The sequence below is a fragment of the Synechococcus sp. R55.3 genome (assembly GCF_047461975.1).
Lineage (GTDB): Bacteria > Cyanobacteriota > Cyanobacteriia > Thermostichales > Thermostichaceae > Thermostichus.
In genome coordinates this window covers 1-14,532 of sequence record NZ_JANSIG010000079.1, presented here as the reverse complement: position 1 = coordinate 14,532, position 14,532 = coordinate 1, and the positions used below count along the sequence as shown (strand labels likewise).

The following is a 14,532-nucleotide window of genomic DNA, read 5'->3' as shown; positions in this document are numbered from 1 at the left end:
GTTTAAGTGTGGACACTGTGGATGGGAAGGGGATGCGGATTTGAATGGTGCGAATGTGATTGCGCTTTTGGGGGCTGTCGTAAACCAGCCTAGAGGTTCGGGCTTGTTTTGTTCTCTGGTAGAGCATAACAGGCTCAGGGCTACTGAAAGCCCGCGCTACACTGCTAAGGCGGTGTAGGGTCGGGTAGTTTACAAAGTGCCAAAATCCTAAGAGCCTCAGATCGAGTGCGACCGTGTTCCTCACCTTCTCAGCAGTATGGCTAGATCCTCAGCTTCGTGGCTCAGTCGGCTCTCCTTTTTGCGAGGGCTGATCTTCATCTTGGCCGTGGTGGTTGCCCTCGTTTACTTGGGCTTCAGCCGGGAGGTTCGCCTTGGCCTTGACCTCAAGGGAGGAACCCAGCTCACGCTACAAGCTGTGCCCACCGAGGAGGTGCCTGAAATCACCCCCGAAGTGATGCAGGGGGTAGAGGCCGTCATCCAGCAGCGGATCAACGGGCTGGGGGTGGCTGAGCCTCTGGTGCAGATCAGCGGCCAAGACCGCCTGTTCGTGCAGTTGCCGGGGGTGGCGGATCCGGATCGGGCCATTGCTCTCCTTGGAGATACAGCCCAACTGGAGTTTCGCAAGGGCTTGGTTCCCGTCGGCGCGCTGCCCCGCAACGAGCGGGGAGAGATAACAGCGGGGGAGGATCCGGATACTCTGTTTGAGCGGGTCGGCCTCACCGGGGATCTGCTGCGCAATGCCTATCCCCAAGCCCCTCGCCGCGGATCCCAAAGTTGGGAAGTGTTGCTGGAGTTCAAGCCGGAGGGGGCAGAAAAATTTACTCAGCTCACCCGAGATTTGGCCGGAACAGAACGTCCATTGGGCATTTTTCTGGACGACGTGTTGATCAGTGCCCCGATCGTGGGGCCGGAGTTTGCCCGCACCGGCATCACCGGCGGGACGGCGGTGATCACGGGCAATTTTACGGTGGAAACCGCCACTGACTTGGCGGTCAAGCTCAGGGCAGGAGCGCTGCCGGTTCCCATTCAGGTGATTGAAAATCGCACTGTCGGGGCCACTTTGGGGGAAGTGAGCGTGCGCCGCAGCCTCTATGCCGGGATCGGGGGCCTGGTGCTGGTTTTCCTCTTTATGGTGGCCTACTATCGCCTGCCAGGGCTGATTGCGGACATTGCTCTGCTTATCTACGCCCTCTGTACCTTTGCTCTGTTCCAACTGCTGGGGGTCACCATGACTCTGCCGGGGATCGCCGGCTTTATCCTCAGCATCGGCATGGCGGTGGATGCCAATGTGCTGATCTTCGAGCGCATCAAAGAAGAGTTGCGGGCCGGCAAATCCATCTACAAGTCCATTTCGGAAGGGTTTAACCGCGCCTTCAGCAGCATCCTGGACAGCAATGTGACTACCCTTTTGGTCTGTGGCGTGCTTTTCTGGCTGGGGATGGGACTGGTGAAAGGGTTTGCGGTAACCCTGGGCATTGGCATTCTGGTGAGCTTCTTTACGGCCATCACCTGCACCCGTAGCCTGCTCTTGGCGGCAATGGGGATCCCCAGCTTGCGCAAACCTGAGTTTTACGGCGTTCGGATGGAGGCGGCCCAATCATGACGGCTCAAGAGCTATCCCCCGTAGATCCCGCCTCTCGGTTGCTCGACTATCGCTTCGACATTGTTGGACGGAGCAAGCTGTGGTTCAGCTTGTCCTTGGCGGTGCTGCTGGTGGGGCTGGTCAGCATGGCCTTTTCCCTGGCTTCTCTGGGAACTCCCCTGCGGCTGGGGTTGGATTTTTCCGGCGGCACCTTGCTGGATCTGAGCTTTGAGCGGCCTGTCACCACCGAGGAGCTGCGACGGGCGCTGCAGGAACACAACCTGGGCACCAGCATCATCCAGCTGGACACCCAAACGGGCCAGGAAGCCCTGATCCGCATGCCCCCTTTGTCGGAGACGGAGCGCTTGGCCGTGGAAGCCACCCTGCGGCAGGAGGTTGCCCCCTTCCAGCGCAATCTGGTCGAGACGGTTGGCCCGACGGTGGGTCGTCTGCTCCTGCGTTCCGGCATCGTGGCCGTGCTCATCTCTTTCGGGCTCATCGTGCTGTACCTGGCCCTGCGCTTCCAGTGGGATTACGCGGTGTTTGCCATTGTGGCGCTGCTGCACGATGTAGTGTTGACGATAGGGCTATTTGCCCTTTTGGGCCTGACGGTGGGTATGGAGGCGGACAGCCTGTTTGTGGTGGCGCTGCTGACCATCATCGGCTTTTCCGTCAACGACACCGTGGTCATCTACGACCGCATCCGCGAGAATCTGCGTCTGGTGAGCCGCAAGGTCAGCCTGGCCGAGGTGGTAAACCTATCTCTGAACCAGACCTTTGCCCGCTCCCTGAACACCACCCTGACGACGATGCTGCCCCTAGTTGCCATCGCCATTTTCGGGGGAGCTACCTTGAAGGGGTTTGCCATTGCCCTGCTCATTGGCTTTACTTTGGGGGTGTATTCCAGCATTTTTATCGCCAGCCCCCTGTTGGTGTGGTGGCGGCAGCAGCGCTATGGCAAAAGTAGCGAAGATGCCCGCGCAGGCAGGGATCCCGATTCACTTCCCTCTGAGGGCTAGGGCCCCGATATCGGAAAAATTGGGTCGATTGGGTGGGGATCTGTCGTTCGCGCTGAGACGGTGTCCTCTGGGTTCACCATTGCAGTCTTTGCCCATGGGAGATCAGGTAGCGCTGTAAATCGGCTATTTTGCCTTGCGGTACGATCTGAGCTGGGATCAGGCCGGGAGCTTGACTGCGCAGCCAAGCCACGGTCAGGCCTGCTGCCGAGCCGATGGTCCACTCACCGTAATGCACGCGGGTGGCGGCGTTGACAATGTGGCTGACGGCGATCCCTTTGCCGCCGATGAGCAGGTTATCCACCTTCTGCGGGATCAGGGCTTCCAAGGGAATGAGAATGGGACGGACGGAAAACTCGTTGACTGGCGCGGAGCTGGCCGAAAGAGAGGGCTCCCAGTTGCGGTAGCGACAGCCGTGGATATCGATGGCGTAGTGGGTAACCCCCACCACGGTAGGTCTGAAGTCCCGCCCCCCGGCGGTGCCGACGCGAATATCCTGCTCCAACATCAGGAACTCCGCTTGGCCGTAGGCAGATCGCCCCAGGATGCGCCGACCTTCGCGGATGTAGGGGTAGAGGCTAAGGCCAGAGCGAGTGCCCAGCAAGGACTCTTCGGCAAACACCAAGGACAGGGGATAGCCAGAGCGGGATTGAGTTTCCATCAGCCACTCGGCAAACAGCAGGGCGTGGTTTTCTCCATCTTTGATGGCCGAGACATCCAGGCCCCCCAGCCAGTTGTGGCGCTGCCCTGAGGCCACTAGCCGCTCTTCCGTCAGGATCAGGGGCGGGTTCATGATCCCCCAGTCGTTGCCGCGGTTCCAGTTCACCAGCGTCAGGTCGCCTGGAACAGGCGTGCTGTAGAAGGGATCCCGGCGACCCTTGCTGACGATGCGGCGGTAATTAAAAAAGCTCTGGCCGCTGAAGGTGGGGAAACCTTCCATGTCGAACTCGCGGCGGTGTTCGGCGCGGGAATAGCCCGGCTGCAGTTGGGCCAGCTCTGCTCGGGAGCGACCGCCATCGTCGTGGATGGCCAGCACGAAGGGAAAGGCAAAGGCTTGAGTGCACTCCGGGTTGCTGGCGGGGGCGGCATTGGGCTCTCCGGTCACGTCTCGCCCTTCCGAACCCAGCCGATAGGGGATCCCGGCCCAGCCCACCAGCTCGCCGGTATCGGTGGCATCGATAACAAACAGGTTGCGGCCTGGTGGTGCCTGCAGCCTCAACACCCGTTTGGCAAAAACTTCCGTCTCCTGCCAGCCATACCAGCTCACCAGCTCCCGCCACAGCCGTCCCGGCGGCACAAAGTTGGGATCCCGCGGCTGCCGCTGCACAGCATAAATGCTTTCAATCCGGGATCCATCGGCGCTGAAGGTGGCCCCCTTGAAAGCCGTTTGGGTAGCCCAGCGGCTGTTGGGGGCATTTTGGGCTGCCTGTTGCAGCCAGGTTTCCACCGCCTGCAGCCCCGCCTGAGGCGGAAAACACAGCCCTCCCACCCAGCAACTGTTGATCTCGGCCACGCGGGTTCCCGGCGGGATCCCTGTCCAAGCAGGAAGATCCACCGGCTGGCTTTCGATCAAGGCCTTGAACTCCAGCCAGTGGCGGGAAAAATTGCCCCGCTGCCGCATCGGCAGCGATTCATCAATGGCCGATACCCCCTGGGAGGTAATCTGACCCCCCAGCCAAGGGGTGAGCTCGATGAGACAGGTCTGCACCCCCCCTCGCATGGCATGGCCTGCCGCTGCCACCCCTCCCAGGGATCCGCCCACCACCACCAGCTCGCACTCCCAAATCTCGTCCGGCTGCGGCAAGGGATCCAACAAGGGCCAACCGTGGGCGGTAAAACGGGGCACCTCCGGCTCGGAGACGGCAACAGGGGATCCCACCTCTGGCTGGGAGAGGGCGGCAAACCCCATCCCGGCCACAAAGCTCAGCAGCGACAGGATCCCCAGACCCACAGTTCGCTTGGGCTCAGATCCCCGGCACGCCGCAGCCGTCTTTTTGCCAGCCATGCTCACTCACACCCCCGGCCTTTCCCCGGCAGGAGAAATCCCCTTGAGAATAGCTGAGGAAACCGACATTGAGGCCAGCCAGGATCCCTGCCACAGGGCATAATGGGCTAGCAACTTTTTAACGGCAACGGCGGGATCCCATGGGACGGGCAAAGAAGGTGGTATTGGCCTATTCAGGCGGGGTGGATACTTCCGTCTGCATTCCCTATCTCAAGCACGAGTGGGGGGTGGAATCGGTGGTGGCCCTGGCAGTCGACTTGGGGCAGGGGGCGGAGCTGGAGGCCATTCAGGCCAAAGCCCTCAGGGCGGGGGCAGAGCAATCTCTGGTGCGGGAGGCTGTCCAGGCCCTCATTACCGACTATGCCTTCCCGGCCATCCAGGCCAACGCCCTCTACGAGCAGCGCTACCCCCTTTCCACGGCCCTGGCCCGACCCCTGATTGCCAAGCTGCTGGTGGAAGTGGCGGAAGAGGTGGGCGCCGATGCGGTGGCCCACGGCTGCACCGGCAAAGGCAACGACCAGGTGCGCTTTGATCTGGCTATTGCTGCTTTAAATCCCCAGCTCAAAGTGTTGGCCCCTGCCCGCGAATGGGGGATGACCCGCGAGGAGACCATTGCCTACGGGGAGCGCTATGGGATCCCCATGCCCGTGCAGAAGTCCAGCCCCTACAGCATCGACCTCAACATTTTGGGCCGCAGCGCTGAAGCCGGCATCCTAGAAGATGCCGACCGGGAGCCGCCGGAGGAAGTGTATGCCCTCACCCGGCCTATTTCCCAGACACCCGACGAGCCCGCCTACGTGGAGATTGAGTTCGAGCAAGGGATCCCTGTCGGGCTGGATGGGCAGCGCCTTGGCCCCAAAGCCCTCTTCGAGCAGCTCAACTCCTTAGCTGGCCTGCATGGGGTGGGCCGCATTGACATGATCGAAAACCGCCTGGTGGGGATCAAGTCGCGGGAGATCTACGAGTGCCCCGCTTTAACCGTCTTGATCCAAGCCCACCGCGAGCTGGAAAGCCTCACCCTCACCCGCGATGTCATCCATTACAAGTACGGCATCGAGACCACCTACAGCCAGTTGATCTACAACGGCCTTTGGTACTCGCCGCTGCGGGAGGCTCTGGACGCCTTTATCCGCGCCACCCAGAAAAGCGTCACCGGTGTCGTGCGGATGCGGTTGCACAAGGGCCAGGCAGTCTGTGTGGGCCGTCGCTCTCCCTACTCTCTTTACAACCCAGAGCTGGCCACCTACGGGGAAGGGGATCAATTCGACCACCGCGCCGCCGAAGGCTTTATCTACATCTGGGGCCTGCCCACCCGTGTCTGGGCCCAGGTGCACCGGGGCCACGACTCCCATCCTGGCCTCAGTGGTGATTAAGCACTCCTGCGTGGTCGTTTAGAGGCTTTTGAGGTTCTCAATGGAGCAACAATGGGCTCTCTTCTCCGGATTGCCTGAGCAGATTGGTGGGCCTTTGGCTAGCCTGTCGGAGTCGAAATCAACATAGTGATTCTCAGGTTAAGGTGAGACCCCTGGGCCATTGATCGCGCCAGCGGGACGGAGTCCTTGAAAAGCCTTCTGGCCCTGTGCAGTCAACATTTTAGGTGTGGGTACAGCGGCCTAGTTTGAGTCGAAATGACCATAAACACCCTGAAAGCCTGCCGATGAACACCGACTGCCTTTGGGTTACTACAGTGGAGCACATCGTGCTGCCTATGATCAACGTTGGTTACATCCAGTTACTCCGCGAATACAAGGGCTTAAGCCAGGCCGATCTGGCTAACAAAGTTGGGCTGCCCCTGCAGGCCATTGCGGCCTGTGAGAAAGGGGAGTGCATGCCCTCCATTGGTCAGTTGGCTGCTGTTGCCCGTGCGCTGGGGGTGCCGCTTGAGGTCTTCTTCGAACAAAATGCCGCTTGTCCCCCACCGCCCGACTGTGATGGTCAGGCCAAGTCCAAGGGATCCATCCCGCCAGCGCAGACGGAACCGACTCTGTTATTTAGAGCAGATGACCCAAAAGTTCTCACCCCCGCGCTCAAAGCTCTGGTGCTTAAGCGAGCCCTAGCCTATGCCGAGATCGAGGAGGAGATTGGTGAGGTTGCTGTGTCACCGCCCCAAATGCCGGTGGAGACCTATGATCCGCATGCAGTGGAGCGCTACGCTGGGGACGTGCGAGACTTTCTAGGGGTAGAACATGCTCCTCTGGGAGATGTCATTGCCCGACTTGAGGAGCGCGGTTTGAAGATCCTCCTGACCCCCCTGCCAGCCCGTGTCAGTGGGCTCTCAGCTTACACCGAGTCGCTTGGAGCAGTTATCGTCGTCAACGACAATCACCCTGTTGAACGGCAGTTTTTCACCGCTCTACACGAGTTGGCTCACCTCATCTGCCATCGCCAGGACTTCGCGCACCCAGAAAAGGCTGTGGATGGCAAGCTGTTCGTGACAGCGGTGCGGAGCACTAGGGAGAAACTCGCCAACCATTTGGCCGGGGCAGTGCTGCTGCCGCGTGACGTCCTTGAGCGAGAACTTCAGGCATTCCGCCACCGCTGGGTTCCTGAGGCCATGCTGCTTGACCTCAAGCTCCGCTACGGCGTCAGCATGCGAACTGTCCTGGTGCGAGCCGCTCAAATTGGTATCATTTCTCGCAAGCAATGTGGCCAACAGATCGGTGTACTGAACAAGAAATACGGAAAAGACAAAGAGCCGCTTGAGCTACGGCGCGAGTTTTACAACCCGGCTTGGCAGAACGACCAGAGCCAACTGCCCAAATCCCGCCTTGAGCGGCTGGTGTTTCAGGCTCTCTCCCTTGAGGTTGTGAGCGCTTCCCGAGCTGCAGAAGTGCTGGGGGTTTCAATGGAGTATATCCGCAAGCGAGCTTCGTTTTGGTGGTCGAACGGCGCAAGTGCTCTTTAGCAGCCCCTAATGACCTTGCTTTCTGACGCCAACATCCTCATTGACTTCGCCAAGGTTGGGGGGCTGGAATCCTTAGCGAGGTTGGCAAGTCTGGAGGTGCTTGACGTGGTACTGGCAGAAGTCGATGACCCTTGCAAGTCCCAGGTTCTTGCTTTGGGCGTGCAGGTTGTCCAGGTGCAGGAAACGTGGCTTCCAGAGGCAATGGTTCTGAAGAAAAGTGGGTTGTCGATAGCTGACGCATTGTGTCTTCACTACTGCCGTACCAGCAGCTCTACGCTCCTCTCCAACGATGGCCGGTTGCGCAGAGCTTGCGCGGAGAGCGGCGTTGTCGTCCACGGCAGCCTTTGGGTAGTGTGTGAGCTCCATAACCAAAAGGTTTGTCTGCCGGAGGTACTGTGCAACTGGCTGGATCGCTGGGAGAAGGAGTTGAAAGCTCGCCTCCCTGCTGACGAGTTGGCCCAGGTGCGACAGGTTTTAGGATGTATCTCAGGTTCGTAGCGCCAGCACCCACCCTCAAGTCCCGGCAGTCCAGGTGTTGCCGTACTCGATCTGCTCGGGGGTGAGGCTGTCGATTTGGATCCCCATGGCCTTGAGCTTGAGGCGGGCGATGGCCTCGTCCACCTCGAGAGGAATGGGGTGAAGCCCTGGGGCCAAGCGGCCCCGGTTTTTCACCAGGTATTCGCAGGCCAGGGCCTGGTTGGCAAAGCTCATGTCCATGACGCTGGCGGGGTGCCCTTCGGCAGCAGCCAAGTTAATCAGGCGGCCTTCCCCCAGCACCACCACTGACTTGCCCGACTGCAGACGGTATTCTTCCACAAAGGGGCGCACCGTCTGTCGGGAGACGGCCCGCTCCTGCAGCGCCACCAGGTCGATTTCAATGTCAAAGTGGCCGGCGTTGCAGACCATCGCCCCATCCTTCATGCGGTCGAAGTGCTCGCCGCGAATCACGTGCTTGTTGCCGGTGACGGTGATGAAGATGTCCCCCAGAGCAGCGGCTTCTTCCATCGGCATCACCCGGAAGCCGTCCATCACCGCCTCCAGAGCCCGCACCGGGTTGACTTCCGTGACAATCACCTGGGATCCCATGCCGCGGGCCCGCATGGCCACTCCCTTGGCGCACCAGCCGTAGCCAGCCACCACCACCGTCTTCCCGGCCAGAAGGATGTTGGTACAGCGCAGGATCCCGTCCAGGGTGGATTGGCCGGTGCCGTAGCGGTTGTCGAACAGGTGTTTGGTCTCGGCGTCGTTGACGGTCATCACCGGGAAGCTGAGCACCCCCGCCTTGAGCATGGCCCTAAGGCGCACCAGGCCAGTGGTGGTCTCTTCCGTGGTGCCGATGAGCTCCGACAGTTGCTCCTGACGGTGCTGCACCAGCTCCGCCGTCACATCTCCGCCATCGTCGATAATCAGGTTGGGGCGGTGATCTAGGGCAATCTGGACATGGCGGCGGTAGGTGGCCACATCTTCTCCTTTGAGGGCAAACACCGAAATGCCATGGTCCGCCACCAGGCTGGCGGCCACATCGTCTTGGGTGGAAAGGGGATTGCTGGCAATGAGAACGCTATCCGCCCCCCCTGCTTGTAGAGCCAGGGCCAGGTTGGCCGTTTCGGTCGTAATGTGGCAGCAGGCCACCAAGCGCAGCCCGGCAAAGGGCTTTTCTTGAGCAAAGCGCTCCCGGATCTGGGCCAGCACCGGCATCTCCCGCGCCGCCCACCCAATCCGTTGCTTGCCCAGGGGGGCGAGGTTCAGATCTTTCACTTCATGCTTCGGGAGAGACAGGGTAGCGCTGGTCATCGAGTGTTGCTCCAAACAGGGTCATCGAGAGAGGATAGGGGAACGGAAACTGCAAGCCCCAAAGGGGGCCAGGCAGCCATAAAGATCAGCAAGGATGTCGATAAGCCTGAACTATTCTGCCACAAGGGATCCCTTTTCAGCGCTGGGGCTGGATGTAGGCAACCGCCGCATTGGCGTGGCCGGCTCCGACCGGCTGGGGCTGCTGGCTACTGGCCTAGGGGTGATCCAGCGCCGTTCCCTCTCAGAGGATATTGCCCAAGTGCAGGAGTGGATCCGCCGCCGCCAGGCCACCGTGGTGGTGGTGGGGATCCCCCTTCTGGCGGATGGGTCGGTGGGATCCCAGGCCCGCAAAGTCCAGCGGTTCGTGCGCGCTTTGCAGGTGGCCGTGGATCTTCCCATTGTTACCGTCAATGAATACCTGAGCACCGCGCAGGCGGAGTGGGATCTGCGCGAGGCGGGGATCCCGGCCAAAGCCCAGAAGGGCTTAATCGATCAGCAGTCGGCGGCGGTAATTCTCCAAACTTGGCTGGACGAGCGACGGGCTTCCCCGTCGGAAATGCCGGGCTGGCAAAGCTGGGGCAACACAGACTACGCTGGAGAAGTCTAGCCGGGAAAGTTTAAATCAATTCAAGCCCAAGGTGGGCCATCCCTCGTTGCCCCTTCTGCATCAGCAGGGTGTGATTGTTAAGTCGGGGCCTTTCGCGCAACTTTGATAACGTCTGATAACGTCACGTGAACCATCCGAGCATGAATCGCATTTGCATTCTTGGGGGCGGCTTTGGCGGGTTGTACACAGCTTTGGAACTGAGCCGGCAACCCTGGCCAGAACCACCCCAGATCACCTTGGTCGATCGGCAGGAGCGGTTCGTCTTTGCCCCCCTGCTTTATGAGCTGCTCACCGGAGAAATGGAAGACTGGGAGGTGGCCCCCCGTTTTCAAGATCTGCTGCCCCCGGGATCGGTGCAGTTTCGCCGGGGATCCGTCCGGGCCATTGACCCTCAAGCCCGCCGCGTGGAGCTGGAAGATGGGCAAAGCTTGGAGTACGACGCGCTGGTGCTGGCGCTGGGGGGAGAAACCCCTCTGGAGAGCGTTCCGGGAGCGGCGGAGTTTGCTTTTCCCTTTCGCACCCTGGCAGATGCTCAGCGGCTGCGCGCCCACCTGAAGGCGTTGGAAGACCGGGATCCGGCTCAGCCTGTGGCTCTGGCCATTGCAGGAGCAGGGGCTAGTGGCGTGGAATTGGCCTGCAAATTGGCGGATCGGCTGGGCTGGCGGGGACGGATCCGCCTCATCGAGTTGGGATCCCAAATCTTGTCCGGCTTTGCTCTCTCCAGCCGGGAGGCGGCCCAAGAGGCGCTGGCCCAACGGCGGGTGCAGGTGGAGTTGCAAACCAAGGTCTTGGGCATCGAGGCCCTTGGCGAGAACGGCGCCCCTCCCTTCCGTCTGCAGCTCCAGCGACTGGAGAGCCAGGAGATTGCTACGGATCTTGTGGATGCTGTGCTGTGGACTGTCGGAACCCGACCGGCAGCGGTGATTGCCAATTTGGATCTGCCCAAAACGGAGCGGGGACGGCTACAGGTTTTGTCCACCCTACAAACCCCCACCTTCCCAGAGATCTTTGCCTTGGGAGATGCAGCAGCGGTGGTGGATGCGGAGGGCAAGCCGGTGCCGGCCACAGCCCAAGCGGCTTTTCAACAGGCCGGTTATTGCGCCTGGAACCTGTGGGCTTTGCTCACCCAGGAGCGGCCTCTCTTGCCCTTTCGCTACTTTTCTCTGGGGGAAATGCTCAGCCTGGGGGTGGATACGGCGGTGCTTTCTGCCCTTGGCGGCCTCACACTGACCGGCCCCCTGGGCTATTTGGCCCGGCGAACTGCCTATTTGGTGCGCCTGCCCACACTGGAACACCAGCTCAAGGTGGGATGGAATTGGATCACCCGCCCCCTGTGGCAAGGGCTGCTGGCCCGCTAGGATCCCTGTAACTGGCAAGAGCGCTCGTAGGCCGCTCGCACTGCCTGCATCAGGGCTCCCCGCACCCCCGCCTGCTCCAAGGCTTGGATCCCGGCAATGGTCGTCCCCCCTGGACTGGTGACCCGGTCTTTGAGAACGGCAGGGTGCAGATTTTCTTGCTGCAAGAGGGCAGCAGTACCCGCCAAGGTCTGCAGGGCCAACTGGGTAGCAATGGGACGCGGCAGCCCCACCTGTACCCCTCCGTCGATCAGCCCTTCCAGAATCACCGCCAGATACCCCGGCCCGGAACCCGAAAGTGCTGTCACCGCATCCATCTGGCTTTCGGCCACCGTCACCACCTCGCCCACCGCGCGAAACAGCTTCTCCACCTGCTCCACCTGCATAGGCGTCACCCCTGGCCCGTAGCTGATGGCCGTTATGCCCGCCCCCACCAGCGCCGGCGTGTTGGGCATCGTGCGCACCACCTTTTGTTTGGGAAAAGCCTGCTGCAACTGCTGCAAGGGGATCCCGGCCATAATCGAGATCACCAGCTCTGTGGCGGACAGCCGGCCCATCTCAGCCACCACTGTCGGGAAGAGCTGCGGTTTAACGGCCAGAAACAGAATCTCAGACTCTCCCGCCTGGGATGGATCCGCCAACAATCGGATACCCAGCTCCTGCTGCAGGGCCACAGCCTTATCCAGATCAGGCTCCCGCAAGGCCACCTGCGCTGCGGGATAAACTCCCACAGCTACCCAACGCCGCAGCAGGGCGGATCCCATGGCTCCACCCCCGATAACACTCAGCAGTGGCCGCTCCATAGCAACTAGTGCTGACCTACTGCCTGCAGATGCTCATAGGTGCTGGGCCAGAGGGGGGTAGGGCTTTGCAAAGGGCGCTGCAGCGGCTGCACCACTTGGCTACTGGGGGTGGAAACCATCACCGTGCTGGGGGTGAACAAAAAAATGTTCTCTCCGATGCGCTCTTGGTGGCCATCGATGGCGTAGGTGCCGCCGGCAACGAAATCCACAGAGCGCTGCGCCTCAGCGGGATCCATTAGGGTCAAGTTCATGATCACCGTCTTGCGCTCCCGTAGGTACTGGATAACCTGAGCCATCTCATCGAAGCTGCGCGGCTCCATCACCACCACTTCACTGGTGGGTGGGTTTACGCCCGGTAATCCAATCACGTTGCTCCCCATACTGCCCCCTGCTGAGCGATCCCGATGCTGACTGCGCCGATGGCCCCGCGACTCTTCTCGACCGGCAGAGCCCTCCCCCGCTTCCACTCCCCGTTGCCGCCGCCCTCGCGGAAGGGTACTCACTTCCTCCTCTTCGGGGGGAGCAGCCGGTTGGGAACGGCGTCCCTCGTAGAGCAGTTGGTAATCATCCTGCCCTTCCATTTCAGAGTACTCCTCCAGGCCGTCCACGGGATCATTCAGACCCACAAAATCTCTTACCCTGCTCCAGATTCCATTGACATTCATATGCACATCCTCACTACAGGTCATGGGTTTACGGCGAGCGTAGGATTCAGGCTCTTGATTGGATCCTGAGTGGCTCACTCAAGCTAGGGGGCGTCCTTTTATTCTCGGTCAAAGTCTTTCAATAGGCTGAGACAGGGTTTGCTCAGGAAGCTGCCGAAGCAGGTGGGGGCTAACGTAGGTTAACAAAACCCCATTGATTCGACGACTAGAGTTTACCCAGAAGAAGTGAAGATGTCATCTCACTTGCCAAGCCGTTGTTTGGCAGGATTGAACTCTGCTCCCCGTCTGGATTGAGCCCACGTTAACGGAAGTAACGCAAATGATTACAAATTTCCCCAAAATTTCCCCAATAGGGCAAATCCTGGACGGGATCCCCCCACTTTTGATTATCCAAGCCGAACTCTCGCCCCAAAGGTGCCCCGCAGGGCGACTGGGGAGTTGCACGGCTTTACACAAAATATTTACACAAAAATTTAACGGCTTCACAGAGGTCACATCTATTCCTGCTCGGCGTCGGCAAACAAAGCACGCCCCAGTCGGATCAAGTTAGAGCCTGCTGCCACCGCCAGGGGGTAATCGTCGGACATACCCATGGAGAGGGTGTGCACCTGCAGATGTTCATAGCCACTGCGCTGGATGTAATCGGCCAGTTCGGCCAGCTTGCGAAACAGCTCTAGGGCCGCCTCTGAGCTCAAGCCCAAAGGCAAAATGGTCATCAGGCCCACAATTTGCACCTGCAGCAGTTGGTTCAGTTCGGGGAGGCTCTGCAACAGATCGGGGATGAGCCAGCCGAACTTATTGGGATCCGGAGCCAATTTAACCTGCAGGCAAAGCTTGGGGGTGAGGTGCAGCTCCCAGGCTTTTTGGTTGATCAGCTTGGCCAGGCGCAAGCTATCGACGCTGTCGATCCAGGCAAATTGCTTAAGGGCTGGTTTTACTTTGTTGGTTTGCAGATGCCCGATCAAGTGCCAGACGATATCGGTCAGATCTTGCAGTTGCCCTTGTTTGACGGCGGCTTCTTGCACTCGACTCTCCCCAAAGTGGCGGATCCCGGCCCGATAGGCGGCGCGGATGTGGTCGGCAGTGTAGCCTTTGCTCACCGCCATGATCTCCACATGGCCTGGGATCTGGGATCGGATGGCCTGAATGCGGCTGTGGATGAGCTGCTCGTCAAGGGGCATCGTCAGGTCAGCGGGCCGGGGATCGCTATCCCCATTCTCGTTCCGATTGGCAGCAATGCTTTGGGATAGATTTTCGCAGAACCCAGAGCCGGCGGACTGTCTGCTACCGCTTCAAGGCATACGTTCTCCCAGCGGTTGCGGCTTCAGCCCCGTCAGAGAGTTGAACACCACAGCCCGTGTGCCGGCAGGCACCACCACCAAGCACTGCAGCCAGGTGGCCAAGAGGAGCAGCACCAGTGCCCCGCCCACCAACGGGATCCAGAACCCAGTGGGAAGTTCCAAAGCAGGACGACGGGGATGGACCGATTTCACCAAGAAAACCCGGCGCGGAAGCCCCCAGATCTATCTGTGGGGAGAAGCACCGCCCTCCAATCCAAAACAGATAAACTGCTACCATGCAGCAAACCCTGACCCTAGTCTGTAAACTGGCTCCCACTCCAGAGCAAGCAGCCAAACCAGAGGATCCTCGGCCAAGCTCTTCTCGAGCTTAACCCAAGGCCGCAGCCAAGATCTGGTAGGCCAGTTTGGCGACGGTGAAGGCACTGCGGCGATCGGTTTCCCGTTCTCCCGTGACCGACAGCTCGACCACATCGGCGCCGATGATTTGCCGTTGCTGTCC

13 protein-coding genes and 1 pseudogene are annotated in these 14,532 nt (G+C 60.3%); 8 read left to right on the top strand and 6 right to left on the bottom strand.

The annotated features are described in order from the left end of the window. The 3 genes and pseudogenes from NW849_RS11515 to secF all read left to right on the top strand — a co-directional run. Positions 1-178: pseudogene (locus NW849_RS11515) on the top strand (RNA-guided endonuclease TnpB family protein); the annotation flags it as partial. 78 nt (positions 179-256) lie between these two features. After that, entirely contained in the window at positions 257-1,603 is a 1,347-nt protein-coding gene (gene secD / locus NW849_RS11510; RefSeq protein ID WP_414331113.1) for a protein translocase subunit SecD, read from the top strand. Next, positions 1,600-2,601: a protein translocase subunit SecF gene (secF, locus tag NW849_RS11505; protein WP_414357750.1), complete on the top strand. Its 1,002-nt coding sequence runs from the start codon at positions 1,600-1,602 to the stop codon at positions 2,599-2,601. The genes secD and secF overlap by 4 nt, the downstream gene beginning before the upstream one ends. 73 nt (positions 2,602-2,674) lie before the next feature. Here the strand turns inward: secF and NW849_RS11500 are convergent, their stop codons facing one another. After that, positions 2,675-4,603, bottom strand: a complete 1,929-nt coding sequence (locus NW849_RS11500; RefSeq protein WP_414357749.1) for an FAD-dependent oxidoreductase — start codon at positions 4,601-4,603, stop codon at positions 2,675-2,677. A 140-nt stretch (positions 4,604-4,743) separates the two neighbouring features. Here NW849_RS11500 and NW849_RS11495 point away from each other — a divergent pair, with 140 nt between their 5' ends. The 3 genes from NW849_RS11495 to NW849_RS11485 all read left to right on the top strand — a co-directional run bounded on the left by NW849_RS11495 (position 4,744) and on the right by NW849_RS11485 (position 8,006). Beyond that, the gene (locus NW849_RS11495) at positions 4,744-5,976 is read left to right on the top strand and encodes an argininosuccinate synthase (protein WP_414357748.1); all 1,233 of its coding nucleotides are present in this window, start codon (positions 4,744-4,746) and stop codon (positions 5,974-5,976) included. A gap of 335 nt (positions 5,977-6,311) precedes the next feature. Then, on the top strand, positions 6,312-7,508 hold the full coding sequence (locus NW849_RS11490; RefSeq protein WP_414357747.1) for an ImmA/IrrE family metallo-endopeptidase: 1,197 nt from the start codon (positions 6,312-6,314) through the stop codon (positions 7,506-7,508). 9 nt (positions 7,509-7,517) lie between these two features. Then, positions 7,518-8,006 (top strand): hypothetical protein, encoded by a 489-nt coding sequence (locus NW849_RS11485; protein ID WP_414357746.1) that lies wholly within the window; start codon positions 7,518-7,520, stop codon positions 8,004-8,006. A 15-nt stretch (positions 8,007-8,021) separates the two neighbouring features. Here the strand turns inward: NW849_RS11485 and ahcY are convergent, their stop codons facing one another. Beyond that, on the bottom strand, positions 8,022-9,302 hold the full coding sequence (ahcY, locus tag NW849_RS11480) for an adenosylhomocysteinase (protein ID WP_414357745.1): 1,281 nt from the start codon (positions 9,300-9,302) through the stop codon (positions 8,022-8,024). A gap of 94 nt (positions 9,303-9,396) precedes the next feature. Between ahcY and ruvX the strand changes: the two genes are divergently transcribed. Together ruvX and NW849_RS11470 are read left to right on the top strand one after the other, a co-directional pair. After that, a complete protein-coding gene (ruvX, locus tag NW849_RS11475; RefSeq protein WP_414357744.1) occupies positions 9,397-9,909 on the top strand; it encodes a Holliday junction resolvase RuvX in 513 nt (170 codons plus the stop codon). Between the two features lie 140 nt (positions 9,910-10,049). Beyond that, positions 10,050-11,267 carry an NAD(P)/FAD-dependent oxidoreductase gene (locus tag NW849_RS11470; protein WP_414357743.1) on the top strand — a complete coding sequence of 406 codons (1,218 nt, stop codon included), beginning with the start codon at positions 10,050-10,052 and terminating at the stop codon, positions 11,265-11,267. Here the strand turns inward: NW849_RS11470 and proC are convergent. The 4 genes from proC to NW849_RS11450 all read right to left on the bottom strand — a co-directional run bounded on the left by proC (position 11,264) and on the right by NW849_RS11450 (position 14,225). Then, the gene (gene proC, locus NW849_RS11465) at positions 11,264-12,067 is read right to left on the bottom strand and encodes a pyrroline-5-carboxylate reductase (RefSeq protein ID WP_011433348.1); all 804 of its coding nucleotides are present in this window, start codon (positions 12,065-12,067) and stop codon (positions 11,264-11,266) included. The two genes, NW849_RS11470 and proC, sit on opposite strands and share 4 nt — an antisense overlap. A gap of 5 nt (positions 12,068-12,072) precedes the next feature. Further along, the gene (locus tag NW849_RS11460) at positions 12,073-12,648 is read right to left on the bottom strand and encodes a cell division protein SepF (protein ID WP_011433347.1); all 576 of its coding nucleotides are present in this window, start codon (positions 12,646-12,648) and stop codon (positions 12,073-12,075) included. Positions 12,649-13,229: 581 nt separating this feature from the next. After that, positions 13,230-13,913 (bottom strand): YggS family pyridoxal phosphate-dependent enzyme, encoded by a 684-nt coding sequence (locus NW849_RS11455; RefSeq protein WP_414357742.1) that lies wholly within the window; start codon positions 13,911-13,913, stop codon positions 13,230-13,232. A gap of 111 nt (positions 13,914-14,024) precedes the next feature. Beyond that, positions 14,025-14,225 (bottom strand): hypothetical protein, encoded by a 201-nt coding sequence (locus NW849_RS11450; RefSeq protein WP_414357741.1) that lies wholly within the window; start codon positions 14,223-14,225, stop codon positions 14,025-14,027. Between the last annotated feature and the right edge of the window lie 307 nt (positions 14,226-14,532).